We start from the raw sequence: 26,116 nt of genomic DNA, 5'->3' as shown, positions 1-26,116 counted from the left end.
TAGACCTACTTGGTTTCGTGGGTTGCCATCAGCACCGCGCGAGCTAGCGTGTGCGAGTTGGCGGTGAATACAGCTGTGGTGGGCGTCGTGTCTTCATCTAATTCCAGTGAAGGCGTGTCCAGAGCGGTGATTGCGAAATAGTAACGGTGCGGTCCATCTCCGGCGGGTGGGTAAGCACCGTAATAAGAATGTTCTCCGGCATCGTTGCGTAGGTGCATCGCTGGCCCCTCCAGACGAAGATCGGATTCGCCGATACCTGCCTCGAGTGTTGTAACAGAAGCCGGGATGTCAGTTATTACCCAATGCCAGTAGCCAGAGGGAGTGGGGGCGTCTGGATCAAAACAGGTAAGAAGAAAAGACTCTGTTTCTTCTGGGAATCCTTCCCACGTTAACTGTGGAGATACGTTGCCTCCGGGAGCGCTATGCTCCGCTGGCATTGGTTCGCCCTCACGTAAATTTTTGGAAGTCAAAGTGAAGCTGGGAGTCTTGGGCATCAAGTCATAGGGGGCGGGAGCCTGAGGGCGAGTTAAATCCATTTTCTTCTCCTAAATAGTTGGCCTTCCCTCTCATGGTATGAAAGCGCTCGGGTATACGCCACAGAGCCTAAAAAGCGGTCATAGTTGCCAGGGGTAGGACTTACAATATTCGAACAAGCGTTCGAGAGGGGGAGTCGTGCCATCGCAGATAGAAAGACTGGCCAAGGCTAGAGCGGTATTGCAAGCGGTAGCTCCGACAGTTCAAGAAAGAGGATGGCAACCGCGCCTAGGTCAAGGAAGACAAAAGCTTCTGAGTAACTTAGCGAAGGCAATGGGAGAACATGCCTGGGCTGGAGTCATGGGGATTCCAGACATGGGGTGGTTAGCTGCCGAACAGGCAGGAATAGATCTGAGTCGAATTCTGGTAGTACCTTCTGGGACTGGCCTGGATGCCAAGATACTTGCAACCCTGATCGATGGTGTGGACGTAGTGGCGTTAGGAAAAATTTCATTAAGCGTTGGCCAACAGCGCTCATTGTGGGGGCGTATGCGGGCTCGTAACACCGTACTTTTGACTGATGAAAACTGGCCCAGAATGCGACAGGTCGGATGAGCCTGCGTAGATGTGTGGGGTGGCTGCCCGGCTGGCAGTTCTCCTCTTTTGCGGATTTGGAATCTACTGCTCCGGCAGCTGTAGTGAGCGCGAACAAAATAGTTACTGTTACTCCAGCAGCGGCTAGATATGGGGTGCAAAGCGGGCAAAAAATCAGATGGGCCCGGTCTCTTTGTCCGAAGCTGATAGAAGTTTCTCCTTCAAAACTACTGACACAAACATTTGAACCTGTCTTGATTGCTGCCGAAAGTGTAATGGCTGGTGTTACGCCTTGGCGGCCAGGATTATTTTTTGCTCCCGCCAGGGGGGCCGCTAAGTGGCATGGCGGAGAACAAGAACTATGCGTGGGGCTGACCGAAGCGATCGCCGAAGCTGGGGGGTGGGAATGCCGAGTAGGGATAGCAACGGGAACCCTGAGTGCAATACTGGCAGCCCGAGAACAGGTGATAGTGCCAGAAGGGGAAGAACGTGATTACTTGGCGCCCCGTCCTCTAAAAGAAGCGGTGTGGGCACGAGGGGCCGAAATAGCGAAAACCGCACAACTACTATCTAAATTCGGGATTGAAACGTTAGGGCAGTTAGCGCAGCTGCGTAGACGCGAAGTCGGAGCCCGATTTGGGATGGATGGCCTAGCTCTGCATGATTTAGCTAGCGGCAAAGACATACGAATAGAGCCTGCAGCAAGAGGGGAACAAGGGGTAAGCGTGAGCGTTCCCTGTGAAGAGCCTGCAAGTAGCTACTCTCAAGCCGCCTTTACAGTAAGGATATGCATACTGCGATTTATGCGAGCCTTGGAGCAGAAAGGCCTTACCTGTGCGCGAGTAAAGATATCCGCTGCCGCCGCTCGTGGAAAGGAGCTACAAAGAACCTGGATGCTTGACCCCGGATGGGGTGAAAAAGATTTAACAGATCGCGTCAAATGGCAGCTGGAGGCGTGGACCAGCACTGATAGCGAAACATCGGGGCCTGTACAGGGCATCACTCTAGAAGCTGTGGACTTGTTCACACTAACTGCACGACAGTCTGCGCTGTGGAGTGCTGGCGGTAAAAATACTGACTCTGCCATGGCAGCAGCGCACAGAATACAGGCCCTTTTGGGGCCGCGGGGTGCAACAATCCCGGTTCTGCAGGGAGGCTACGACCCGCGCAGCCGTGTAGCTCTAATTCCGGTCGGAGAAGAAAGGTCTCCTAAATATGCTTTGGATCGCCCCTGGCCCGGTCAGTTACAAGGGCATGCCCCTGCTTGGATTTTAGAGAAGCCTAAATTGCTTACTCTGGTGGATGAAACAGGAAGAGCGGTAGAAATAACCTCAAGGTTGGCGCTTAGCGCTAATCCCGTTGTTGCACGGTGGGAGCGAAATAGCGTGGCAATTCAAAGGGTAGAAGGGCCCTATCCCGTACTGGATAGGTGGTGGGGGCCAGCTTCGGAGCGTTCTCCACGAACTTATCTGCGTTTGCGTTCGGCAGGAATAGACATGCTGGCAGTGTGGATAGACAAAAAATGGTGGGTGGACGGTTTTTGGGAACAAAGTAAAATTGGGAGGAAGACTTAGGAGCGGGATGAGCGGAAACTTTGGGAAAGTTGCAAACGTCTCTTTTGAGCAGCTACTCGCACTTGTAGGACCGCGTATGTGGCAAAAAGCTACGGAGTTAGCGGGCAGGGTGTCACGAATAGAATGGGGCAACGGCACAGTATCGGGCAAAGTTTTCGAGAGCGGGAAGACGTATGGAGTGACTGTCTCCATACCCAAAATTAACCTTCCTAATCAGCATCTTCACTGGGACTGTGAATGTGAAGACGGAATATGGTGTGCGCACGGGGTAGCGCTGCTACTGTCCAGTCTAAGTTCAGCCAATTGGCAAGAAGAACTGGAAGCACTATCCGGCACGAGCCCGATAGGCGAAGAAGGGGACAGCCTTGCCGTCTGTTTTGACTTGAAAAATCGGCAGAAAGGACTATCACTTCGACCTCTTCGAAAGTCAGAAGAAGGATGGTCTGATCGGGCTCTGAACTGGAGACAGATTGCTTCGACGAGCCGAGCTGCCATTCCGACGGGAATGAACGAAACGCATCTTGCTGCATTGCATGAGCTGTGTCTAAAAGCGCATATGGCCCGCCCTCAAACAGGACTTAACCTCATCTCACTCGGGACAGGCGCAATCCCAGCGTTACGTGAGTTGCTGGGGAGAGGGGTGCAAATATTTGTAGGTGCGCAGGATCTACGCCCCGTGAAGTTTGTGCAGGGGGGCCATTGCGGAATCGACGTGCGCGCCCAAGAGAAGCTAACGCTGCAAGTAGGTCTCCAATTAGAGGATGAATTTTACCCAGCTCCAGAGGTGTGGCTAGGACCGGCATGCGCCCTATTACCACGAAGAGGCTTATTGGTATCTCTTTCCGGAATGACTATTGGACCGTTGCGGTGGCTAGATACGGCAAAACCCGTAACCATTCCCAAGGCACAAGTAGGGGAGTTTAGGTCTCATTGGCTACCGCAACTAAAGCTCGCCTACGAGGTTTTTTCTTCCGACCAATCCATGGCCTTGAACATCGCTGCCGAGGTATCTATTGGGCTGGCAATAGATCTTAGCGAGGACGAAGCAACGCTTTCGTGGAAGCTACGCAAAGAGTGGCCCGAGGAAACTCAAGAGGATGAGCTCTTGCACGTTCCGAGCGATCTCACCCAAACGTGGGAGCAAATAAAACAGATTGTTCCCGATATAGATAAAAAGACGCTCACCGTTCCCGAACTTGCGGCGTGGAAGCGACAGGTTATTCCGACTCTGGAAGATATTGGCATTTCAATATCGTTCAACGAGGCAGCTCAAGAGGCGCATCTAGATAACGAAAAGATACATGTGACCTTTGCGGGCACTTCAAATAAAGATTGGCTGGATCTGAAAGTTCGTGTACTCATAGGAGATGCTGAGATTCCGCTGGGGACACTTTTTGCTGCCTTGGATTCTGCTATGCCCGCGCTTCGTCTTCCAGATGGACGTTGGGTAGACCTTTCCGGTCCCGAGCTGCAGAAGTTGCGAGATTTGATCGAAGAAGCCAAGTTATTGCGTCCTGGGGAAGAAGGACTGCTGATTCCAAAAACTGATGTGCAATGGATAAAGAGGGCGCGTCAGCTTGGCGATTTCACAATGGGACAGGTTCCCTGCATTTCCGACGACATAAGGCCAGTGGAAGAAGTGCCAGGGCTGCGGGTGAAACTGCGGAATTATCAGAGTTACGGAGTAAGTTGGCTGGCCCATAGAATGCAGAATGCCATGGGCGGAATTTTGGCAGACGACATGGGGCTTGGAAAGACAGTTCAGCTCCTTTCCGCAATTAAGTTGTCTAGAACGGAAGGAACAGTGCTTGTAGTTGCCCCCACCTCTGTGGTAGCTACTTGGGTTCACGAGGCTGAACGATTCTTGCCTGATCTAAACGTGGCTTCGGTGCAGACAACTGCTCGGAGAAGAAATGAATCTTTATCGGATATGGCGCAGAGGGCAGACATTCTAGTTACGACCTATACCCTGGTTCGTCTAGAAGCGGAGCGATACGCCAAACTTGGGTGGGCTGGCTTGATTTTGGATGAAGCTCAGGCTGTAAAGAACTCTGATACTGCCACTTTTAAAGCCCTGCAGAACTTGAACGTGGGCTGGTGTTTTGCCGTTACTGGTACGCCAATTGAAAATTCCCTGTCTGACCTGCATTCTCTGACCTCCTTGGCGCTTCCTGGCCTGTTGCCATCTGCGCGGCAATTTCGTTCAAAAGTAGTATTGCCGGTTGAAAAAGATGGGGAAGAATTACCTTTGCAGGCCGTTCGAGCGCGGGTGGAGCCTCATTTCTTGCGTCGGACTAAGGAAGAAGTAGCAACTGATCTGCCTCCAAAGAGTGAACAAGTCCTAGAAGTAGAACTCGTAGATCAGCATCGGCATCTTTACGACAAACTCCTTACCCGCGAGCGGTCTAAGGCGCTTGGGTTGATAGATGATCCATCTGCAAGAGTGTCGCTGCTTTCCTCCCTCACAAAGATTCGATTGATGGCAATTGACGCTTCTTTGGTGCAGGAACAGGCGAATGTGCCATCCGCCAAGACAGAGGCGCTCATTCAGCAGCTGAGCCAGATTATTCCGTCGGGCCACAAAGCTCTGGTTTTCTCGCAATTTACCAAGTATCTAAAGAGGGTTAGGGCGCAAATTGAGGCGGCTGGCATGAAGACCTCCTACTTGGACGGAGCTACTACCAATAGGCCGAGAGCAATAGCGCAATTTTCTGAAGGGGACGCGCAAGTATTTTGTATTTCCTTGCGCGCAGGCGGAACAGGATTGACCCTCACTGAGGCTGACTATGTCTACATAATGGATCCTTGGTGGAATCCAGCGGTGGAAGAACAGGCTATCGACCGAGCGCATAGATTAGGGCAAACCAAACCGGTAAACGTCTACAGGCTGGTAGCTACTGACACTGTGGAGCAGAAGGTGATGGAGCTGAAAGAGCGAAAGCAGCAATTGCTTGGACAGGTTTTCGGAGCTAGCGGGCAGAACTTGGACACTGCAGATATTGCGCAAATTCTAGGAATCGCCAACTAGCCATTCGAACAGGTGTTCGATACTCTTGAGGGGTGTATTTTCCGTACTATGAGCTTCATGCTCACTCGGCATACTCGTTTTTAGATGGTGCTAGTTCGCCAGCAGCCCTAGTCGAAGAGGCTGCCACGCTTGGACTAGAAGGAATAGCGATCACTGATACGGATGGGCTGTATGCGGCTGTGCAGGCGAATATGGCAAGTAGGCGTGTTGGGATAAATGCTCTGTATGGTGCAGAACTAACTGTTGAAGGCGCTTGTATTCCGGTGATCGCTCGTGGGCCTAAGGGGTACAGTGCACTCAGTGAACTTATTTCTAAGGCTAATTTGGCGTTAGGTGAGCGTAAGAAAGCTCAATATACGTTGGGGCAGCTCAGTGATCAATTAGCTGATGAAGCGGTAATACTTACAGGCACCAAAAACGGATTACTAGGGAAGGGGGAGGACGTAGATCGCGCTACTTTGCGACGTCTAAAAGATCTTTTCCCCAAAGATAATATTGCTGTGGAGTGCACTCTTTATGGAGTATCCGGAGAAGCAGAGTGGGCAGATTATCTTGCGCAACTGGCAAAACAGGAGTCCTTGCGGTTGGTGGCTACTACTGCCGCCCGGTGTGCACGCATGAGAGATCGCCCTCTAGCTGACGTGTTAGCTGTTACCCGTATGAATAAAACTCTAGATGAGGCGCAGGGGTTCCTGCCGGCAGCCAGGGCTTGCTTGCGTTCTGCTAACGAGATGGGTCAGCTTCACCGGACGCATATTGAGGCAGTAGAGAATACTGCGTATTTCGGCGAGAGGTGCGCGTTTGATCTTAGGTTGGTAGCTCCTGATCTACCTCGGCCTCCGGTTCCTGAAGGGCATACTCCAGCTAGTTGGTTACGCCATTTAACGTATTTGGGAGCGCAAGAACGCTACGGTTCAAAGAGGGAAAATCCGCAGGCTTATGCGCAGTTGGATCACGAACTAGCGGTAATTGAGAAACTCGATTTTCCTGGATATTTCTTGATTGTTTGGGATATTGTCCAGTTCTGTAAACGCAAAAATATTTTGTGTCAAGGACGCGGGTCCGCAGCAAATTCCGCAGTTTGTTACGTCTTGGGTATTACTGCCGTGGACGCCGTTGCCAACAAGATGATGTTCGAGCGATTCCTCTCTCCGCTTCGTTCTGGGCCTCCCGATATAGACGTGGACATTGAAGCTGTACGGCGTGAGGAAGTTATCCAGTATGTGTATGCCACCTATGGTCGCCATCATGCTGGGCAAGTCGCTGCAATTCAAACATATCGTCCCCGTTCGGCGGTGCGTGACGCCGCCAGAGCGCTCGGCCATCCGGTGGGCAGGGCAAGCGCTTGGACAAAATATGCATTTGGGGGGAAACGGAAGAAGGTTACTCGCGCAGAAGGAATTCCTCAGGATGTGGCGCAGATGGCTGATCAGTTATTACAACTGCCTAGACATCTGGGGCTTCATTCTGGAGGGATGGTTCTTACTCGCCAGCCCTTAACCTCGGTATGTCCTGTGCAGTGGGCTGCAATGAAAGATCGGTCTGTGTTGCAGTGGGATAAGGATGATTGTGCGGATGCTGGCTTGGTTAAATTTGATCTACTTGGGCTCGGCATGCTTACTGCTTTGCGGCTAGCTTTTGACGCAATTCAAGAGGACGAGCAAAGGGAGAAACCGCTTGCGCTCCACAATATGCCTGCCGAAGATCCGCGCGTTTATGAGCTCCTGCAGCGTGCTGACACCGTGGGCGTGTTTCAAGTTGAGTCTAGAGCGCAGATGAACACCTTGCCCCGACTGAAGCCGCGCAATTTTTACGACATAGTCGTGGAGGTGGCCCTCATTCGGCCCGGACCTATTCAGGGACAGGCCGTCAATCCCTACATAAATAGGCGGAATGGTAGAGAAGAGGTGACTTACCTTCATCCTCTTTTGAAACCAGCCTTGGAAAAGACGTTGGGGGTGCCGCTATTTCAGGAGCAGTTGATGCAGATCGCGGTAGATGCTGCAGGTCTTAGTCCCGCTCGTGCTGACGAGCTGCGAAAGGCTATGGGGGCAAAAAGATCTGTAGAAAAAATGGAACTTCTGGAACCAGAACTTCTTTCGGGGATGGAACAGCGGGGCATTAGCGAGGACGTAGCTAAAAAAATTTTTTCTCAGTTACGCGGATTTGCCGAGTTTGGTTTTCCCGAATCGCATGCTTTTTCCTTTGCCTATATTGTGTATGCTTCCGCTTGGCTCAAGGTGCACTATCCAGAATACTTTTACGCTGGAATCTTGGGTGCCCAGCCAATGGGCTTTTATTCTCCGGAGTCGCTGATCTCTGATGCAAGAAGACATGGGGTAGCTGTGGGCGGGCCAGACTGCAACGTGTCTCAAACCGGTCCTACAGTGCAAAAAGGTTCTATAGGTCGTGATCTGCATACGTCACCAGTCAAACTGGATGTGCGCACAGATCGACTAGTACGCCTGGGCCTTGAAGCAGTCAAAGGGGTGGGGAGTTTCTGGGCCAACCGGATCGTGAGTGAGAGAGACCTTTTTGGTCCTTACTTATCTCTGCGGGATTTTGCTGAGCGTAGCGGAGCTCCGGCAAGTGTAATTGAGGCGTTGGGGCAGGCAGGAGCGTTGTCTTTTACGGGACTTTCTAGGCGCGAGGTTATGTGGGCCGCCGCTGCTGTGGCTAACCCAATTTCAAGGAAAGGCCAGTATCAGCCGTATTTGCCGGGAACAACTCCAGTGGTATCGGTGCCGGAGTTGAAAAGAATGGGGATTGAAGAACGCATGGTTGCAGACATGTCGACTATGGGCATTTCGCTGTCTACTCATCCCTTCAGTCCTTTGCGCCAAGAAATGACGAAGCGGGGTGTTTATCCAATTGCAGAGTTGTCGGAGCGTGCAGATGGCGATCAAGTTTGGGTTGGGGGATTGGTCACTCATCGGCAAAGACCCCATACTGCGAGAGGAACCACATTTTTATCTTTAGAAGATGAAACCGGACTTGCTAACGTGGTCTGCTCGCCAGGGCTTTGGGAAAGATATCGGCAGGTAGCGACTACTTCGCACGCTCTAGTTGTGAGGGGAGTAATAGAAAAAGGAGATGGAGTAGTAGCGGTGGTAGCGAATAAGTTGGTACAGATTTTAGATGTTGTTCCAGTCCATTCGCGGGATTTTAGGTGAGCGGATTGGTGTGAGGCGTCGAATGTGTGCTAAGTTTTTCCTTGTTGCGCGGGTGGCGGAATAGGCAGACGCGCTAGCTTGAGGTGCTAGTGACCATTTAAACGGTCGTGGGGGTTCAAGTCCCCCTCCGCGCACTAGGAATAACCCCGGTTCGCCGGGGTTTTCTTGTATTACCGGGAGAGCAGGATGCAGTCAGAGATCTTTGGCAAAATTGTTCTAAATCAGCCTAGCGAGGCAGATATTCCCCAACTTGTGCAGGTTCTTTCTGATCCTTCCATTAGTAAATGGACCACCGTGCCTGAAGGATATGGCGAGGCCGACGCCCGGTATTGGATTAACACTTACATCCCAAGGGTGTGGCAGGAGGGTGGGGCCTCCTGGGTCATTCGTGAGCATGCAGATGGCCCGATTGTGGGATCTTTCGAGTATCGAAAAACTGCCGATGGCTATGAAGCCGGCACGTGGCTAGCTAAAAGTGTACGAGGCAATGGCTACATAGATAAAGCTCTGGATCTGACATTAGATGAGATATTCGCAACTGGCGCAAGGCGCGTCGAGTGGAAGGCAGAGAAGGGGAATTGGGCATCCCGTAAAGTCGCTTGGCGTAACGGATTCACCTACGAGGGAATTCGCCGGGGAGTTGGGAAAGCGGATGGTGTATGGGTATATTCCCTACTTGCTGATGATGCACGTACCCCGGTCGCGCCCTGGAGCGGCTCCGGCGCTCAGGCTCTTCCCGATTCCAGGGATCCGGAGGCGTTGGTTCGCCAATTCCATCAGGTATACGGACTCCCAATTCAAACTGACACTCCTTCGGTGGATCGACCTTCGCGAGTGCATATGAGGATGTCCCTCATTCTGGAAGAGGCAACGGAGCTCGTTACTGCGGTTTATGGCAAGTCCGCTGGAAAAATTCTTGAAAATGCTGTGAAAGAAGCAGTAGCGGCAGACGATGGCGAGCGTGACATCATCGAGAGCGCTGATGCTTTGGCTGACTTGGTGTATGTCATCTACGGCATGGCGCTGGAATGCGGTATCAACCTCCCTGCAGTCTTAGCTGAGGTGCAGTCTTCCAACATGTCTAAGTTGGGCGAGGACGGCAAACCTATCTACCGAGAGGACGGAAAAGTACTTAAAGGGCCGGGATTTTTCGTACCAAATATCGCGCGTGGCCTGGCACAAGGACTTTCTGCCGAGCTCTAGGCACAAAAACATAGGACTTCCGGGTGCCTGTGCGGCATCTTGTTCGCTAAACTTGTAGGCGAGTTAGATACATATTTGGAGGGGTTATGGCCAAAGTTGTGGTGATTGGTGGTGGCTACGGCGGCATCACTGTTGCTGGTGGTCTTGATGACGTAGCTGACGTCACACTAATCGAGAAGAGGGATCAGTTCGTCCATCACGCGGCTGCCCTCAGGGCTGCTGTTGATTCGGGGTGGGGACATACCATCTTCATGCCGTACTCGAAGCTTGTGTCTAACGGGAATGTCGTGCACGGTACCGTGCAGCGTGTCGATGGGCATACGGTGTACGTTTCGGGTCATGAGCCGATTGAGGCGGATTATTTGGTACTGGCTACGGGTACGTCTTACCCATACCCAGCCAAATACAACGTGACTGAATCCGAGGTTGCAAAGGCGCGCCTCAGCCAGACACGCGAAAATTTGGCCCGAGCACGTCGCGTGATGCTGGTTGGCGCCGGCACCGTAGGCGTGGAATTTGCCGGGGAAATCTCGTCTAACTTCCCCGATACCGAAATCGTCATGGTAGACAAGGCTGACACGATCCTAGGCACTCCGGGCTATGTCGACGAACTCCGCGACACCATTACTGGTCAGCTGCGCGAACGTGGCGTGCGTCTGGTATTGGGATCTCCGTTGGCGTATATGCCTGGTTCTGACGTGGGTGTTCTATCGCCATTCGAGGTTGAAACCGTCGATGGCCAGAAGATCGAGGGCGACATCTGGTTCTTGTGTTACGGGGCTCGCACTAACTCCGATTACTTGGTTTCGAGCTTCGGCAATGTGATGCGACCCAATGGGCAGATCAATGTGGATAAGCACTTGCAGGTAAAAGATCATCCGGGCATTTTCGCGGTCGGTGACATTACGGATGTGAAGGAATCCAAACGTGCAGATGCTGCAAGGGCTCACGCACGGGTAGTTATTTCCAATATTCGTGATTTGATCGCTGGGCAGAACATGACTACGTCTTACGAGCCTGGCAAGGAATGGGTTATTCTGCCGTTAGGTCCTGATGGTGGTGCAAGTCAGTTGGTCACAAGGGATGGGACCATAGAAGTGGTCGGTCCCCGCGAAACGGCTGACATCAAGGGTACTGACTTGATGGTTTCTATGGTCCGTAATCAATTGCATCTGCAGTAAAACTAAGGAGTTATCATGCCCGATCCGTCATTGGAATTGGAACGCCTGATTGATGCTTTGAGGGTGCACTTCAATGCTGCCCGTGACAACGATCCCGATTCGGATCAGGTCTATGAAGCCGAGAGCGCTCTTGAAGATGCGTTTTTCCGTTACGACAACGCGCTCTTCACTGCCTACGAGGCAGAGCTGACATTGGACATCGTTGATGATGAAGAAGACGACGATGAAGATGATGACGGCTTAGATGATGAGCTCGACGATGACGAAGAGGACGAAGAGGACTACTTCGACGACGATGAAAACGAGTTCGAAGAGTTTTCTATAGATGACTAGTGGCGTCTGCCAGGGCTTCTTCTATTTGTCTTGGCAGCGTCAAAGTGTCCGCCCGCAGATCTATCTGTAGCTGAGCGGGGGTTCGTGCCCCCACAATCGCAGATGATACCTGCGGGCGGTCGCGTACCCAGGCTAGAGCGACTTCGGCTGGCGACCTCTCTAGTCCATTTGCTGCAGTGATAACGGCATCAACTTTGCGGCGTGAAGCCTCATCTAAGTAAGGAGCGACATAACCAGCAAGATGTTTTGCAGCAGCCCGCGAATCGGGAGGGGTAGAGGTAGCATACTTGCCAGTTAATACTCCTCTTCCCAGCGGTGCCCAAGCCAGTAGGGAGGCGCCTGAGAAATCGAGCGCATCGATGGCTGCGTCCTCTATATCGCGATTGAGAAGTGAATACTCATTCTGTAGACACACAAGTGGAATTGGGCTACGGGCGGCAAGGTAGGCGAACTGCCAGGCACGTAGATTGCACCAACCGACATATCTAGCCAGCCCTGTCTGCTGGATAGTTGCGAGTGCACTTAGAGTCTCGCTAATTGGTACACAATCATCCCAAGATTGTACGAGCAACAGGTCAACATAATCGGTCTCAAGACGTTTCAGCGAAGCGCGCAACGAAGAGAAAATAGATCCGCGAGAGGCATCAACTCTCCCAGCATTTACTCCGACCTTTGTAGCAACTACTACCTCGTCCCGTTCCCCAGCTATTAACGGGGCTAATGTTTTTTCAGCAAGCCCGGCGCCGTATCCGGGTGAGGTATCGAAAAAGTTTCCCCCGGCTTCCCGGAAAAGGTCATAGCAGCTGGCAGCATCGGCGGCGTCGGTGTCTCGGCCCCAATTCAGTGTTCCGAGTCCAAGGGTGGAAACGCGCAGCCCGGATTTACCTACAAACCGATAGTCCATATCTGCAAGCTTACGCGAGATCGATACCATAGGGCCATGACACAGAAGGCGAACACCACTGAAATTGCAGGTCTGCTCTTAGACATGGACGGCACGATAGTTGATTCGGAACCCTACTGGATAGCCTCGGAACGGGAAACTATGAATGCCTATGGAAAGGTGTGGCAAGACCGCGACGGACAGCAGCTAGTTGGAAAAGCAATCCGTGTGGCCTCCCAGATAATGATCGATCAGACGGGGATTGAGGCTTCTGCCGAGGAAGTATCCAATCAGATAATTTCGAACATGGAACGACACTACGAACGCTCAGGTGCTCCATGGATCGCAGGAGTTCGCGAGAGACTCCGGGAGTTCGCTGCCGCTGGAGTGCCAATCTGTATCGTTTCGTCTAGCCCGGCTGTTTTGGTAGAGGCAGTTGCCAAGGATGCGCCGGACAAGACGATTGTTGCCACGGTGGCAGGCGATGAGGTGCAGTCTTGTAAGCCGGACCCGGAACCGTATTTGACGGCTGCAAAAAAACTAGGGATTGATATTAAGAAGTGCATCGTTGTTGAGGACTCTAATTCGGGTTTGCAGGCTGGAATTGCCTCGGGCGCGAAGGTCGTGGCTGTCAAAGGAGTCGCGAAGATCGACGACTACGAGGGGATCACATATCTAGATTCGCTAAGCAGTCTTGATCTGGACGCAGCACGAGCTTTAATCAGCAGCGCTGAGTAGGTGCGCGGTTGCGTCCTCGGGCTGAGGTGGCTCCGTTCCTCCGAAGGCGGGGCAATAATCTTTAAAAGCACACCATCTACACAGCGGTGATCTACGAGGCCGAAATGCATGTTGTCTTGCAGCTGTTTCTATCTGGTTCCAGATTCCAAGGACGCGTTCTTGCATCTGCTCGACCTGCTGAGGGGTGGGATCGATGGTAAGTACCTTGCCATCTTTTAGGAAGATTAGCTGCAACCTAGCAGGCAGTGCCCCTCGATCTGATTGCCACATCATGGCGTAGAAAAGCATCTGGAAGATCTTGTCGTCTTGGAAGCGAACAGAGGGCGATTTGCCGGTTTTGTAGTCTACAATCCGCACCTGCCCAGTGGGCGATAAATCGACACGGTCTATGAATCCGCAGACGTTAAGATTGCCAATTTTTGTGCGGATGAACTGCTCCATGGCTGCTGGCGCCAGCAATTGTGGATTTTCAATGCGGAAGTAGCTTTGTAACAGGCTTCTGGATACTTCTAGCAGTTCTTGTTCAGCTGCCTCGGTAGGCACCACTTGCCTTGCATACTCCTCCTGAGACAGTTTTTCCCATTCCGGTCCCAGTAAAGAAAACGCATGCTCCTGGGTACGCCCCTCTGGAGCCTGCTTATACATCTGCTCGAGCACTGCGTGTACCAGGGTGCCACGCAAAGCTGCTTCAGAAGGTGGATCAGGCAGCTTGTCGATTGCTCGATAGCGGAACTTCAGAGGACAAGATACGAAATCCAATGCGCGCGAAGGAGATAGGGCAAAAGAACTCATGGTCATAAATTAGCGCAGCTGTATGTCATATGGCGTTCGGGCCGCCTTAGCCCCTATAAAAAACAATATTGGGCGTTCCTAATTCGAAAGGTTTACCGACCACAGATACGATGGGGCAATGGAGTCAAAGAAGGTGCAGCACAGAGCCCGTGCACAATTTAAGGTTGGGGAACTTGTCCAGCTGACCGATCCGAAGGGTCGGCTGCACACGATTCAACTTAGTGAGAAGGGTTTCTTCAATTCCTCTCGGGGCTCCTTCCCGCATTCTGCCCTAATCGGAAAGCCTGAAGGCACAGTAGTTACGGCACGAGAGGGAACCGAATTTCTGGCCCTTCGCCCTCTATTGAAGGACTACGTTCTTTCTATGCCGCGTGGGGCTACCATCATTTATCCGAAAGATTGCGCTCAGATTGTGCAATACGCTGACATCTTTCCGGGTGCCCGCGTGCTAGAGGCCGGTGTAGGTTCGGGCGGGCTGTCAATGTCACTGTTGAGCGCCATTGGGGCTGACGGCAAGCTAACCTCTATCGAACGTCGTCAGGATTTTGCCACCATCGCGAAAGCTAATGCGGATATGTGGTTTGGTTACCGTCATCCGGCGTGGGACGTTCAAGTAGGAGATTTTGAACAGGTTGCCCCCACTTTGGGAAGTCACTGTTGGGACCGGGTCGTATTGGACATGCTGGCACCGTGGGAGTGCTTACCTGCCGCTTACGATGCGCTGGTTTTTGGCGGAGTTCTTTGTATTTACATAGCTACTGTTACACAGATGTCACGCACCATAGAAGCGATGAAGAATCAGCAGAAGTGGGTTGCGGTGCACGCTTGGGAAACGACGGAGAGGCAATGGCATGTCGAAGGGCTGTCAGTACGTCCGGAGCATTCCATGGTGGGACACACCGGTTTCCTAATTACCGCTCGCACGTTGGCGCAAGGACAGAAGCTACCACGTCGGGGACTACGGCCAGCACCAGCTGCGAAAGGACAGGGGGGCCAGTGGGACCACGTTGACACCTGGGAAGCTAAGGATCTTGGGGAACGCACCATTGCAGATAAGAAAGTCCGGAAGGTAACGCGAGACCTAATGCGCCGAGCAGAGCTGGCGGGATTGGAGGATCCGCATGAGTGAGGCTGAAAGTGATACGCATAGGCAGATCGTTTCGCTAACCGAAAAGAACGGTCGTCTTTCCAAAGCGCTACATGCTGCCAGGGGGCAGCTCGCAATGATGCGTAGCCAGCTGGAGCAGATAACGAAGCCCCCGGCTCAGATTGCGACGTTGGTGGCAATAGAATCTGATGAGTTGGAAGTGCGTTTAGGAGCAAAGCAACTGCGTGTCGGATATGCGCCCACAGTAGACCCAACGGAGCTGAGCGTGGGGATGAGAGTCCGATTGAGCGAGGATCTTATCGTGCTGGGGTCGCTTGGCTATCCAGCCGAGGGCGAAGTGGCTACGGTTCGCGAAACCTTGCCAAGCTCTCGAGTTGTGGTTGCCACAAGCACTGGGGGAGAAAAAACTCTGGTCTTGGCAGGCCGTTTGCGGCATGGAGGAATTACCTCAGGAGACTCCGTGCTCGTCGACGCGAACGCAGGTACAGTGTTCGAGAAGTTGATTCGAGAGGACGTAGAGCAGCTGCTAACTCCTTCAATTCCAGACGTTACCTACGCCGATATTGGGGGATTAGACGATCAAATTGAGCGGGTGAGAGATGCCGTCGAACTGCCTTTCAAGCATCCCCAGCTGTACACGTCTTTCGGGCTTAGGGCACCCAGAGGAATTTTGCTGTACGGTCCTCCGGGATGCGGTAAAACTCTGATCGCGAAAGCCGTGGCTAATTCACTTGGCAGTGCTAAGGAGCCAGCCTGCTTCTTGTCGGTCAAAGGTCCAGAATTGCTGAACAAGTTTGTAGGTGAAACTGAACGGCAGATCAGAGCATTGTTTGCCAGGGCTCGCTCTCTTGCGGACTCCGGTCGAGTTGTGGTGATCTTCTTTGACGAAATGGAGGCACTATTCAGAACCAGAGGTAGCGGTATCTCTTCTGACGTAGAAACTATGATCGTGCCCCAGCTGCTCGCCGAGATGGATGGGATGGAATCGCTCGATAATGTCATTATTATCGGGGCCTCGAACCGGGAAGACATGATTGATCCGGCAGTTCTACGCCCTGGTAGATTGGACGTCCATATTCGGATTGATCGACCCAGCGAGCAGGGTGCCAGCGAGATTTTGCGGATCCATCTTCCCGACTCGCTGCCATCGCAAGAGCCCGTCGCTAAGTTGCGAGAGCTCGCTATGGAACTGCTCTACGACAAGTCTGAGCGTACAGAAATATTTGCCGTGGAGACCTCGTCTGCACCTCGTAAACAGATTTATTTGGCGGATACCGTAACGGGAGCAACCATCGCTGCCGTTGTCGAAGCAGCCAAACGGTTGGCAATTAAAGACGCGTTGGCCGGTAAAGGGCAGGCAATGACCGCCGCTCACATTCGAGCAGCCGTCCAAGAGCAAGTATCTTCTGCCCGTGAGATGGGAGGAGCTGCACTAGCCGAAGAATGGATGGGTATGTTCGGTGCAAAGGTCACTAAGATAATTCCGTGGGAGGGCCAATGAGGCTAATCGGAACAGAGACCGAATATGGGGTAAGTGATCCAACGGATCCGCATGCTGGCGCCATCGCTCTTTCAGCTGCGGCCGTAAATGCTTACCGTGAGGCTTCGCGAGTTGGCGTTGATTGGGACTATGCCGGAGAAGATCCTCTAAATGACATGAGAGGAATGCGGCTAGATAGAGCTAGTGCCCACCCCTCTCAACTAACTGACGATCCGCTTCGGCCAGCTCCCAGCGGAGATTTTGAATACCTGGCACGGCCTTCAGAGGCCGAGAGGAAGTTAGTGAGGGCGCCCGCCCTCGCGATGGGAAATGGCGGAAGAATGTATGTTGACCATGCCCATCCCGAATATTCCTCCCCAGAAACTACCACTGTAAGGGAGGCGGTTCTGTATGACCGAGCAGGGGAAGCGGTAGCTCGCAAGGCCATACTCCAGGCTGAACGAGACGGACAGAACCTTGCTCTTTACAAGAACAACGTAGATGGTAAAGGTGCCTCCTATGGCTCCCATGAGAACTACTGTCTGAAACGAGAAGTCCCGTTCGAAGACGTAATTGAGGTGCTGCTACCGCATTTCTTGACGCGCCAGATCATTTGCGGTGCTGGAAGAGTGGGGATTGGGCAACGCTCTAGCAAGCCTGGTTTCCAGATCTCTCAGAGGGCAGACTACATAGAGAACGATGTTGGCTTGGAAACTACTTTTAATCGGCCGCTTATTAATACTCGTGACGAGCCACATGCTAGCGCTGATAAGTGGCGTCGCCTGCACGTAATTGTAGGAGATGCCAACATGCTGGACTACTCCATCTTGTTGAAGCTAGGAACTACCTCTCTAGTCTTGAGCTATCTTGAAAGCGGGGGAGGCGGCCTAGAGCTTGAAGCAATAGGGATCAGCGGCGACCCGGTTCCGTATGCTGCTGCAATTTCGCATAACTTGGGTTTGGACATGCGAATCCCAGTTCGGTCTGGTGCGGAGTTGACCCCGGTTGAACACCAGCTAACTCTTGCCGAACTAATAGGGGAGGCACTCTCTAAGCGCGGACTGCTGGAGGGCGAAAATAAGCAAATACACGACCTCTGGGTTGAGACCCTTGAAGATCTTCGCTCTGACCGAAAACTTGCTGGCAGACGAGTCGAATGGGTGGCCAAATACAACCTAATGGAGGCAATGCGCAAGCGCAGAAACACTGACTGGGATGATCCCGTCTTAGCGGCGATGGATTTGCAGTGGTCCGATTTGAGGCCGGGAATGTCTCTTGCCCACAAGATGAGCAAGAGAGTTGACCACCTATTCACTGAGTCGCAGATTGAAGAAGCTGCCATTAAGCCGCCGAGCGAGGGACGAGCTAGGTTGCGGGGCCATGCTGTGCGCGGCCTAGTGCAAGTTATAAAAGGATCTTGGGGCAGTCTTGTAATAGATCCCGGTGGAAAACAGCTACTGCGCATGCGGCTACCCGAACCAGATGAGCGAGACAACGAAGAAGCAGTAGAAGCTGCTCGCCGGGGTGAAGCTGAGGGATTCATTGCCAAAATGAGGAAGGAAAAATAGTTTCGATGCAAGAACAGATTTACGGTGGCAAAGACGAAAACGCAGAAGAGGGCGGACAGATTCATGTCTCCGCACAGCAAAATGACCAGGGGATCGATGATCTGCTAGACGAAATCGACTCCGTACTGGCTACTGATGCCCAGTCCTTCGTCCAGGGGTTTGTGCAAAAGGGCGGACAGTGACTCGCAGAGTTATCGGTATAGAAACCGAGTATGGCATTACTTGTGCTTCCACTGAGGGCGGCAGACCACCTCTTGACGCTGAACACGCTGCAAGAGAACTCTTCGCTCCTTTAATGGAGAAGGGCAGATCCACCAATCTGTTCTTGGAAAATGGAGGAAGACTCTACCTAGATGTAGGTGCGCATCCTGAGTATGCCACTGCTGAGTGTGATCGGTTGGCCGATCTGGTCGCTCAGGATCAAGCGGGCACTAGTATGCTGTCCGATTTGGCCGCGGCAGCGAATAAGAAATTTGCTAGCGAAGGTATCCCTGGTCGAATCCACCTGTTCAAGAACAATCTGGATTCTGAGGGCAACTCGTGTGGGTGCCACGAAAACTATATGTTGCACAGGCGCGCCGATTTTCGAGCGATGGCCGATTCGTTAGTTGCGTTTTTTGTAACCAGACAGATTCTTACCGGGGCAGGCTGGGTGAGTCCCGAGGGGCAATACGCGTTTTCGCAGAGATCAGACATCATGTGGGATGCTGTGTCATCTGCTTCTACCAGGTCTAGACCAATAATTAATACCCGTGATGAGCCTCTTGCCGATTCTGACCTATATCGACGCATGCATGTCATTGTTGGAGACTCGAATGTGTGTCAGACAACTACTTGGCTAAAAGTAGGCATGACTCACTTGCTCCTAAATGCGATTGATCAAGGGGTGAAGATTGATGCTCTCGAGATCTCTGATCCCATGCGCGCAATCAGACAGATAAACCATGACCTAACGGCAACTGAAAAGTTTGAAATGAGTACCGGTAAGGCAATGAACGCCCTCGATGTGCAGCGTTCCTTCCTTGACTATGCGGCTGCGGCGGATCAGTCTGATACCCCAGAAGCTAGGGATATTCTGACGTTATGGGACAAGGTGCTGACCTGCCTTGCAAAGTCAGATTTGGAACCTCTGCGCACCCACATAGATTGGGTAGCCAAGAAAGCACTCCTTGAGCGGGCCAGCACTCGCCACAAATTACCGTTGTCTTCACCAGTCATTGCCAGATTAGATTTGGCATACCATGACATAACTGATGCTGGAATCGGGCAGGTAATGGTGCGAAAAGGATTGCTTAGTCAGGTTGTGACTGAAGAAAAAGTGCAGGCAGCGAAGGTGGCTCCTCCGAAAACTACCCGAGCTTGTTTGCGCGGAGCCGCAATTGGAGCAGCGAAAGCGATGCGGCGAGATCTTTCAGCCGACTGGTCGCATCTTCGCCTGGATGACGGTTCACACGGCACAATTGGACTGGGTGATCCACTCAAAACTCAGGATGACCGCGTTGACCAACTAATTTGCGATATAGAAGGGTAGCAAGTGGGAGCGCACTCATCGGTTGCGACCGGAAGAAGAAGAGCCAGTTTGTCGTGGCAGAAAAGATTGCTGCGAATGTGGCCGGCATTTGCTGTAGCTGCAGTCACCATTGTCGCTATCGTCCTCGCAGTGTTTGTGTTGCCGGGTGGAGATGCTAAGCCTCGTACCCTAAAAGTCGAAGGCAGGCTTGGGGCTGCTCCGGTTGCAGAGTTTCCCATCCCGTATCCAGAGGGAAAACAGAAGGTGAGGACGACGATCCGTGGCAGTGGCCAGGTCGTAAAACCGGGCCAACCTGTACTACTAAACCTCACCGTGTTTTCTGGAGAAACTGGCGAGATCTTGTCACCGGATTCACGACCGCAGCTTATTCAGGCGAGCGCTACAACTGACGACTTAACGAGAGAAATGGCTCCTCTGGTAATAGGACGAACAGAGGGGTCACGAGTAGTTGTTTCTAGACCTGCGAAACGCTCGGGCAAAGATACGATGGAAATTGCGGTGCTAGATATTCTTCCCACCGCAATTATAGGCGAAAAACTTGATCCACCTGGGGCGCCAGCAAAAATAGCAATTGAGAACTCTTTACCACAGCTCGTTTCCCGTGTGGATAAGAGCCCAGACAGCCCCTATTTGGGAGTACTGGTTAAGGGCGAGGGAAACCAGATTTCCTCAACCGATAAGGTAGTCGTCCAATATGGGGTCTGGAATTGGTCGGATAAAAAGCAAACCGCCTACACCTGGCAGAACGGGCCACAACTGGTGGATATAGCGAAGACTTTTCCAGGTGTGAGAGAACTGGTGGCGGACCAAACATTGGGGTCGCGTTTATTGCTAGTCATCCCAGCTGACCAGGCGAGTGGAACGGATACCCTGATAGTGGTCATGGATCTTCTAGCCCAACCAGATCAGGCAAGAGCAAGACAGAAAGAGGCCAGAAAGTAAGACGGGACGAGCGGGAAAAGTAAATACCCTGTTTAATAGGTGTTTACCATCTTGGCTTTTATAGGACTGCTTCAAGCACAAAGGGGACACTATGCAGTTTGAAACTTGGCCCAGCGAAGACGAATTTTTGGAGCTGGCGAAGAATAGGCGTGTAGTTCCTGTTGTGCGAAAAATAATGGCTGACGAGTTTAGCGCGATTGGCCTTTATCGGAAACTTGGGTGTGGAGGGCCAGGCACCTTTCTTCTAGAATCAGCCGAATTCGATGGGTCATGGAACAGGTGGTCATTCATTGGCGTGCGTTCCCGCGCGATACTGAGTGCCATCGATGGGCAGGCGAGGTGGCATGGTGAGGTGCCGGAGGGGATCCCTACGACGGGACCTCTACTAGCAACCTTGCGGCAGGCTCTTTCCGTTCTGAAAACAGAGAAGATTCCTGGCTTACCCCCCTTGACCGGAGCTTTCGTGGGGTCACTGGGATGGAACACACTTACTGAATGGGAACCTGCTGGAAAGGCTGAAACGCCCTCGGAATTTCCCATCCCAGACGCGACTTTGGCCCTTGTCGGAGAGGTCTGCGCGGTTGACCACTACGATGGCTCCGTATGGCTTGTCTCTAACGCGATCAATTTCAATGGCGAGCAAAGTGGTGCCAAAGATGCCTATGAGCGCTCTCTTCAGGCCATAGAGCAGATGCAGGAGCAAATATGCGAGCCGCTGAAACCGCAGAACTGGCAGGTTGGTACAGAGAAAGGTGAAATCCGCCAGCGGGTGGGGGAAAAGGCATTCGAGGAAATGGTGGTGCGCGCCAAGGAACATATTCGCGCAGGGAATATCTTCCAAGTGGTGTTGTCCCAGAGAATCGACATGGATACGGATGCTGATCCACTCCTCGTGTACAGAATGCTCCGTCAGATAAACCCGTCCCCGTACATGTACTTGCTCAACATGCCGGGTCCCAAGGGCAGCTTTGCAGTAGTAGGATCCTCGCCCGAGACATTGATGCGACTCGAAGAGGGCATCCTGACGACCTTCCCGATTGCGGGATCGCGTCCTAGAGGGAAGACGCCGGCGGAAGATCTACAGATGGAACAGTCTCTGCTGGCAGACGCGAAAGAGCGCGCCGAACATACGATGCTTGTCGATTTATCGAGAAATGACCTATCGAAAGTATGTGACCCGGCAACGCTAACCGTCGACGACTTCATGTCTATCAAGAAGTTTTCGCACATTATGCATATTTGCTCCACGGTTAGCGCTAAGCTGCTGCCGCAGATGGGCGCGCTTGATGCCTTTACCGCCACTTTCCCCGCGGGCACCTTATCTGGTGCACCTAAGCCGCGAGCACTGCAAATCATTAGTGAATTTGAACCTGCCCAAAGAAACGTGTTCGGCGGTGTAGTTGGCAGATTGGATCTTGATGGAGACGCCGATTTAGCGATTGCGATTCGGACAGCGGTTATTTTCGACGGAACCGCTTCAGTACAGTCCGGAGCTGGCATAGTCGCCGATTCCGATCCACATACCGAATATATCGAAACTCGTAATAAGGCAGCTGCGGTTCTTCAGGCAGTCCGGCTAGCCCAAGGGGCACGGTCTTTGGACACGGATAGGGCATAACCGAAAACCTGGGTACCATTAGCTAAGACGGAAGGACTCCAACTGTGAACGTACTTGATGACTTAGTTGCAGCGGCAGTAGCTGACGCCAAAGAGCGGGAAGCCCACGTCAGCTTAGATCAGCTCAAGCAGCGTTGCTTGAAGCAGCCAGAGGCCTTAGATGGGCTTGCAGCTCTGCGAGGGGATGGGGCAGTATCAGTAATTGCAGAGGTAAAGCGATCTTCGCCCTCGAAGGGCCCCATTGCCAACATTGCTGATCCAGGCGCATTAGCTAGCCAGTACGAGGCCGGTGGAGCCTCAGTCATCTCATGCCTAACTCAGCGGTACAAATTCAATGGGTCGTTGGCAGACTTTTCAGCGGTGCGTTCGGCCGTCGATATTCCTGTCCTAAGGAAAGACTTCATTGTTACCCCTTATCAGATTCATGAAGCCAGAGCCTACGGCGCCGATTTAGTATTGCTCATCGTTGCGGCGCTCGAACAAAATGCGCTCGTGTCGCTGGTTGAAAGGGTACATTCGCTGGGAATGACAGCTTTGGTTGAGGCTCATTCTCGGCTTGAGGCCCTACGCGCCCTCGACGCTGGGGCAAAAGTGGTCGGCGTGAATGCCCGCGACCTAACCACGCTAGAGGTGAATATGGACAATTTTGCGCAGATTGTGGACATCATCCCTGAGCGGGTTGTTGCGGTGGCCGAATCCGGTGTGTCCAGCCCTTCCGATGTACGCGATTATGCTGCGGAGGGAGCTGATGCGGTGCTAATTGGTGAGGCATTGGTGAAGAGTTCCAGTCCACGAACCGCTGTAGCCGAGATGGTTGCAGCCGGCGCACACCCAGCGCTGGCTAAGTCTAGAAATAGAAGAGTAGGAAAGGATTTCTAAAATGGCGAAGGTGCTGCAGGGGCCGTTCGTAGACGGCCCGTACTTTGGCGATTTTGGTGGTCAGTACGTAGCTGAGCCACTGATGGGTTTGTTGGAAGAAGTCCAGACTGCTTGGTACAAATTTCGTGAGGATCCAGCTTTTATCGCTGAGTTAGGCGAGCTAGCTAAGAATTATACTGGTAGGCCCTCCTTATTGACCGAGGCACCTAGGTTTGCGGAGCACTGTGGACGCGTCAGGGTTTTCTTGAAACGAGAAGATCTGAATCATACCGGGGCTCATAAGATCAACAACGTACTTGGGCAGGCGCTGCTTGCCAAGCGTATGGGCAAGAGCCGTATTATCGCCGAGACCGGGGCAGGGCAACACGGTGTTGCTACCGCTACCGCTGCAGCCCTAATGGGGCTCGACTGCACCATATATATGGGAGCTGAAGACACTAGGCGACAGGCACTAAACGTTGCCCGTATGGAATTGTTAGGTGCACAGGTCGTTTCTGTGACAGCAGGATCGTGCACCCTGAAGGATGCTATCAACGAGGCTTTCAGGGACTGGGTAACCAACGTAGGTAGCACTCTGTATCTCTTTGGGACTGCTGCAGGGCCTCATCCATTCCCAACGATCGTCCGCGATCTGCAACGGATCATCGGTGATGAGGCGCGTGAACAGATCCAGCAACAAATTGGGCGTCTTCCAGATGCGGTTTGTGCTTGTCTAGGAGGAGGATCTAATGCGATTGGTATGTTCACCGCGTTCCTGGACGACAAAGATGTGGAACTTATCGGCTGTGAAGCCGGGGGAGACGGGGTTGAGACCGGGCGGCATGCCGCCTCGATCAACGGCGGCACCATTGGGGTTTTCCAGGGCTCGAGGGCGGACTTGCTGCAGAACGAGGACGGTCAGGTCATAGAGTCGCACTCTATTTCGGCTGGCTTAGACTACCCGGGCATTGGCCCCGAGCATGCCTACCTGGCGCATCAGGGACGTGAGACTTGCTATGCGATCACGGACAAAGAAGCAATGGATGCGTTCGCATTGCTGTGTCGCACTGAGGGTATCATTCCCGCTATTGAATCGGCTCATGCGCTAGCAGGCGCTATTCGATGGGGAAAGGTACAAGAAGAACAGGAAGGCGGGGAGCCTCCTGTAATAATTGTGAACCTCTCGGGTAGAGGCGACAAAGACGTAGAGACAGCCATGAGTTGGTTCGATCTTGGAAACCCGATTGAATCTGACGGATCTGGAACGGCGGCAAAGGCAGCGAAATGAAGAAAGCATCAGAAGCGATTAGGCAGGCTAACGAGCGCTCAGACGCTGCGATAATAGGGTATTTAACTACTGGATACCCAGACCTGGAGACGTCTATTGAGGCAGGAAAAGTACTTGCTCGTGCAGGTTTTGATGTCATCGAGTTAGGCCAGCCTTATTCCGATCCGTCTATGGACGGACCAACTATCCAAAAGGCGGCGGGTGCAGCGCTTGCGTCGGGAACGGTAACTGCAGATACGTTTACCGCATGTAGGGCGTTGGCTGAGGAGTCAGTAGCTGTCATGGTCATGACCTATTACAACTTGGTCTACCACATGGGGCTGTCGAATTATGCTGCTGCTCTTGCGGATGCAGGCGGATGTGGCATGATTCTGCCTGATCTGCCCCCAGAGGAGGCCGCAGACTGGGAGAAGGTAGCTGCTGCGCACGGTTTGGAAACGACGTTCCTCGCTGCTCCGTCCTCGCCAGAGCACAGGTTGAAAAAGATAGCCCAGTCCTCAACGGGGTGGGTATATGCTGCCTCGACGATGGGGGTGACTGGTGCACGTACCGATATTGACGCCTCTGCTCGGGGACTGGTCGATAGATGCCGGAAAGCTGGTGCGGAACTTGTAAATGTCGGGTTCGGAGTATCAAATGGCGCACAGGCTCGCAAGATTGGCCAATATGCAAACGGCGTGATTGTAGGTTCAGCTCTAATCAAGACACTCATGGATAAGCCTAAAGAACAGGGATTGAAAGATCTTGAGGCACTAGCTAACGACCTTGTGGCGGGCGTAAAGGGGGCGCGCGCTTGAGGGCAGCAATTCCTTCACCGTCTCAGGGCGTATGGCATCTGGGCCCGCTGCCAATTCGCGCTTACGCCCTCGCAATTCTTACCGGTGTTGTAGTAGCTATTTTGGTTGGACGAGTGCGGTACAAGAAACGTGGTGGGAACGATGAGCTTGTACTGGATACTGCCCTGTGGGCAGTCATTTTTGGGATCATAGGTGCTAGGGCATATCACGTTATTACTGACTGGCAGCTCTACTTTTCCGAGGGCGCGAATCCCTTAGATGCATTGAAAATTTGGAATGGCGGCCTAGGTATCTGGGGTGGTGTAGGAGCAGGAACACTTGCGGGAGCACTTTACCTTCGCAAAAGGGGAGTGGCTCTTGGCCCGTTTGCCGATTCTATTGCTCCAGGGATTCTACTTGCCCAGGCCATAGGCAGGTTGGGTAACTATTTTAATCAGGAACTGTTCGGCGGGCCTACAACTTTGCCATGGGGCCTGCAAATAGATCCCGTTCACCTGCCAGCGGGGTACGCTCCGGGAACCACATTCCACCCAACGTTCTTATATGAAATGTTGTGGAACCTTGGCGCGGCGGCATTACTTTTCTGGCTGGACCGAAAGAAGAAGTTTGCTGGTGGGCAAGTTTTTGCCCTGTATGTTGTGTTTTATGCCCTAGGGCGTGTCTGGGTGGAGATGCTCAGAATTGACAAAGCGCACATAATCCTTGGCTTGCGCTTGAATGTGTGGACTACCGCAGCAATAGCAATGGCCGGCATTGTTGCGTATATAATTTTGGGGCGTAAAGCGGCGGCTACTACAGTCCAACCTGAAGTAAGCGCCGCTCCTCAAAATGCTGGCGCAATTGCGCACGCGAAGGATATGACACGTTCTACCCAAATAGAGGAGGATAGGGATACGGTTGAGCAGCGTCTGCAGATAAATCAGACAGACAAGCTCGAAAACCGATAACCTTAGA

Annotated in this window: 22 protein-coding genes and 1 tRNA gene; 20 read left to right on the top strand and 3 right to left on the bottom strand. The window is 52.7% G+C overall.

The window, feature by feature from the left end; translation table 11 throughout:
• Nucleotides 1-5: 5 nt before the first annotated feature.
• A complete protein-coding gene (locus QP400_RS06115) occupies nt 6-536 on the bottom strand; it encodes a YbhB/YbcL family Raf kinase inhibitor-like protein (RefSeq protein ID WP_004805421.1) in 531 nt (176 codons plus the stop codon).
• A gap of 136 nt (nt 537-672) precedes the next feature.
• On the opposite strand from QP400_RS06115, the gene imuA' reads away from it, so the two are divergent.
• From imuA' to QP400_RS06075, 8 genes are all read left to right on the top strand, one after another.
• The gene (imuA', locus tag QP400_RS06110) at nt 673-1,089 is read left to right on the top strand and encodes a DnaE2-dependent mutagenesis accessory factor ImuA' (protein ID WP_004805419.1); all 417 of its coding nucleotides are present in this window, start codon (nt 673-675) and stop codon (nt 1,087-1,089) included.
• The gene (locus QP400_RS06105; protein ID WP_004805417.1) at nt 1,086-2,642 is read left to right on the top strand and encodes a DNA polymerase Y family protein; all 1,557 of its coding nucleotides are present in this window, start codon (nt 1,086-1,088) and stop codon (nt 2,640-2,642) included. Before imuA' ends, QP400_RS06105 begins: the two co-directional genes overlap by 4 nt.
• Nucleotides 2,643-3,489: 847 nt before the next feature.
• Nucleotides 3,490-5,670, top strand: coding sequence for a DEAD/DEAH box helicase (locus QP400_RS06100; protein WP_040314685.1), 2,181 nt, complete (start codon nt 3,490-3,492; stop codon nt 5,668-5,670).
• A 32-nt stretch (nt 5,671-5,702) separates the two neighbouring features.
• Nucleotides 5,703-8,843 carry an error-prone DNA polymerase gene (locus tag QP400_RS06095; RefSeq protein ID WP_004805414.1) on the top strand — a complete coding sequence of 1,047 codons (3,141 nt, stop codon included), beginning with the start codon at nt 5,703-5,705 and terminating at the stop codon, nt 8,841-8,843.
• Between the two features lie 46 nt (nt 8,844-8,889).
• A tRNA-Leu gene (locus tag QP400_RS06090) sits at nt 8,890-8,977 on the top strand.
• A gap of 52 nt (nt 8,978-9,029) precedes the next feature.
• Entirely contained in the window at nt 9,030-10,046 is a 1,017-nt protein-coding gene (locus QP400_RS06085) for a GNAT family N-acetyltransferase (RefSeq protein WP_004805412.1), read from the top strand.
• Between the two features lie 86 nt (nt 10,047-10,132).
• A complete protein-coding gene (locus tag QP400_RS06080; RefSeq protein WP_004805410.1) occupies nt 10,133-11,227 on the top strand; it encodes an FAD-dependent oxidoreductase in 1,095 nt (364 codons plus the stop codon).
• 15 nt (nt 11,228-11,242) lie between these two features.
• Nucleotides 11,243-11,560 (top strand): DNA primase, encoded by a 318-nt coding sequence (locus QP400_RS06075; protein WP_285462583.1) that lies wholly within the window; start codon nt 11,243-11,245, stop codon nt 11,558-11,560.
• On the opposite strand, the gene QP400_RS06070 is transcribed toward QP400_RS06075, so the two are convergent.
• Entirely contained in the window at nt 11,547-12,464 is a 918-nt protein-coding gene (locus QP400_RS06070; protein ID WP_040314831.1) for an aldo/keto reductase, read from the bottom strand. The genes QP400_RS06075 and QP400_RS06070 overlap by 14 nt on opposite strands.
• Nucleotides 12,465-12,500: 36 nt before the next feature.
• Between QP400_RS06070 and QP400_RS06065 the strand changes: the two genes are divergently transcribed.
• Nucleotides 12,501-13,181 (top strand): HAD family hydrolase, encoded by a 681-nt coding sequence (locus QP400_RS06065; RefSeq protein WP_004805403.1) that lies wholly within the window; start codon nt 12,501-12,503, stop codon nt 13,179-13,181.
• On the opposite strand, the gene QP400_RS06060 is transcribed toward QP400_RS06065, so the two are convergent.
• Nucleotides 13,161-13,973 (bottom strand): RecB family exonuclease, encoded by an 813-nt coding sequence (locus QP400_RS06060; protein ID WP_160309230.1) that lies wholly within the window; start codon nt 13,971-13,973, stop codon nt 13,161-13,163. The two genes, QP400_RS06065 and QP400_RS06060, sit on opposite strands and share 21 nt — an antisense overlap.
• 118 nt (nt 13,974-14,091) lie before the next feature.
• On the opposite strand from QP400_RS06060, the gene QP400_RS06055 reads away from it, so the two are divergent.
• From QP400_RS06055 to lgt, 11 genes are all read left to right on the top strand, one after another.
• A complete protein-coding gene (locus QP400_RS06055) occupies nt 14,092-15,102 on the top strand; it encodes a tRNA (adenine-N1)-methyltransferase (protein ID WP_285462581.1) in 1,011 nt (336 codons plus the stop codon).
• Nucleotides 15,095-16,582 (top strand): proteasome ATPase, encoded by a 1,488-nt coding sequence (gene arc, locus QP400_RS06050; protein ID WP_004805397.1) that lies wholly within the window; start codon nt 15,095-15,097, stop codon nt 16,580-16,582. The genes QP400_RS06055 and arc overlap by 8 nt, the downstream gene beginning before the upstream one ends.
• Nucleotides 16,579-18,129: a depupylase/deamidase Dop gene (gene dop / locus QP400_RS06045; protein WP_004805395.1), complete on the top strand. Its 1,551-nt coding sequence runs from the start codon at nt 16,579-16,581 to the stop codon at nt 18,127-18,129. The genes arc and dop overlap by 4 nt, the downstream gene beginning before the upstream one ends.
• A gap of 5 nt (nt 18,130-18,134) precedes the next feature.
• Complete coding sequence (locus QP400_RS06040) at nt 18,135-18,311, top strand: ubiquitin-like protein Pup (RefSeq protein ID WP_004805393.1); 177 nt, start codon at nt 18,135-18,137, stop codon at nt 18,309-18,311.
• Nucleotides 18,308-19,660, top strand: a complete 1,353-nt coding sequence (gene pafA, locus QP400_RS06035; protein WP_004805392.1) for a Pup--protein ligase — start codon at nt 18,308-18,310, stop codon at nt 19,658-19,660. The genes QP400_RS06040 and pafA overlap by 4 nt, the downstream gene beginning before the upstream one ends.
• 3 nt (nt 19,661-19,663) lie before the next feature.
• Nucleotides 19,664-20,602, top strand: a complete 939-nt coding sequence (locus QP400_RS06030) for an FKBP-type peptidyl-prolyl cis-trans isomerase (RefSeq protein ID WP_004805389.1) — start codon at nt 19,664-19,666, stop codon at nt 20,600-20,602.
• A gap of 91 nt (nt 20,603-20,693) precedes the next feature.
• Nucleotides 20,694-22,220, top strand: coding sequence for a chorismate-binding protein (locus QP400_RS06025; RefSeq protein ID WP_004805388.1), 1,527 nt, complete (start codon nt 20,694-20,696; stop codon nt 22,218-22,220).
• Between the two features lie 44 nt (nt 22,221-22,264).
• Nucleotides 22,265-23,098 carry an indole-3-glycerol phosphate synthase TrpC gene (trpC, locus tag QP400_RS06020; RefSeq protein ID WP_004805386.1) on the top strand — a complete coding sequence of 278 codons (834 nt, stop codon included), beginning with the start codon at nt 22,265-22,267 and terminating at the stop codon, nt 23,096-23,098.
• A 1-nt stretch (nt 23,099) separates the two neighbouring features.
• The gene (gene trpB / locus QP400_RS06015; RefSeq protein WP_004805384.1) at nt 23,100-24,365 is read left to right on the top strand and encodes a tryptophan synthase subunit beta; all 1,266 of its coding nucleotides are present in this window, start codon (nt 23,100-23,102) and stop codon (nt 24,363-24,365) included.
• Nucleotides 24,362-25,162 carry a tryptophan synthase subunit alpha gene (trpA, locus tag QP400_RS06010; protein ID WP_004805382.1) on the top strand — a complete coding sequence of 267 codons (801 nt, stop codon included), beginning with the start codon at nt 24,362-24,364 and terminating at the stop codon, nt 25,160-25,162. Before trpB ends, trpA begins: the two co-directional genes overlap by 4 nt.
• Nucleotides 25,159-26,109: a prolipoprotein diacylglyceryl transferase gene (gene lgt, locus QP400_RS06005; protein WP_004805380.1), complete on the top strand. Its 951-nt coding sequence runs from the start codon at nt 25,159-25,161 to the stop codon at nt 26,107-26,109. Before trpA ends, lgt begins: the two co-directional genes overlap by 4 nt.
• Nucleotides 26,110-26,116: the final 7 nt, after the last annotated feature.

It is taken from the genome of Winkia sp. UMB3158 (assembly GCF_030217145.1).
In the GTDB taxonomy this organism is placed as follows: Bacteria; Actinomycetota; Actinomycetes; order Actinomycetales; family Actinomycetaceae; genus Winkia; species Winkia anitrata.
This window is presented reverse-complemented; position numbering and strand designations above follow the sequence as displayed.

What these genes read in the sequence shown, in the direction of transcription:
- QP400_RS06115 (WP_004805421.1), bottom strand. Translation starts at nt 536, where the DNA reads ATGGATTTAACTCGCCCTCAGGCTCCCGCCCCCTATGACTTGATGCCC.
- QP400_RS06105 (WP_004805417.1), top strand. Translation starts at nt 1,086, where the DNA reads ATGAGCCTGCGTAGATGTGTGGGGTGGCTGCCCGGCTGGCAGTTCTCC.
- QP400_RS06100 (WP_040314685.1), top strand. Translation starts at nt 3,490, where the DNA reads ATGACTATTGGACCGTTGCGGTGGCTAGATACGGCAAAACCCGTAACC.
- QP400_RS06085 (WP_004805412.1), top strand. Translation starts at nt 9,030, where the DNA reads ATGCAGTCAGAGATCTTTGGCAAAATTGTTCTAAATCAGCCTAGCGAG.
- QP400_RS06080 (WP_004805410.1), top strand. Translation starts at nt 10,133, where the DNA reads ATGGCCAAAGTTGTGGTGATTGGTGGTGGCTACGGCGGCATCACTGTT.
- QP400_RS06075 (WP_285462583.1), top strand. Translation starts at nt 11,243, where the DNA reads ATGCCCGATCCGTCATTGGAATTGGAACGCCTGATTGATGCTTTGAGG.
- QP400_RS06070 (WP_040314831.1), bottom strand. Translation starts at nt 12,464, where the DNA reads ATGGACTATCGGTTTGTAGGTAAATCCGGGCTGCGCGTTTCCACCCTT.
- QP400_RS06065 (WP_004805403.1), top strand. Translation starts at nt 12,501, where the DNA reads ATGACACAGAAGGCGAACACCACTGAAATTGCAGGTCTGCTCTTAGAC.
- QP400_RS06060 (WP_160309230.1), bottom strand. Translation starts at nt 13,973, where the DNA reads ATGAGTTCTTTTGCCCTATCTCCTTCGCGCGCATTGGATTTCGTATCT.
- QP400_RS06055 (WP_285462581.1), top strand. Translation starts at nt 14,092, where the DNA reads ATGGAGTCAAAGAAGGTGCAGCACAGAGCCCGTGCACAATTTAAGGTT.
- arc (WP_004805397.1), top strand. Translation starts at nt 15,095, where the DNA reads ATGAGTGAGGCTGAAAGTGATACGCATAGGCAGATCGTTTCGCTAACC.
- dop (WP_004805395.1), top strand. Translation starts at nt 16,579, where the DNA reads ATGAGGCTAATCGGAACAGAGACCGAATATGGGGTAAGTGATCCAACG.
- QP400_RS06040 (WP_004805393.1), top strand. Translation starts at nt 18,135, where the DNA reads ATGCAAGAACAGATTTACGGTGGCAAAGACGAAAACGCAGAAGAGGGC.
- QP400_RS06025 (WP_004805388.1), top strand. Translation starts at nt 20,694, where the DNA reads ATGCAGTTTGAAACTTGGCCCAGCGAAGACGAATTTTTGGAGCTGGCG.
- trpB (WP_004805384.1), top strand. Translation starts at nt 23,100, where the DNA reads ATGGCGAAGGTGCTGCAGGGGCCGTTCGTAGACGGCCCGTACTTTGGC.
- trpA (WP_004805382.1), top strand. Translation starts at nt 24,362, where the DNA reads ATGAAGAAAGCATCAGAAGCGATTAGGCAGGCTAACGAGCGCTCAGAC.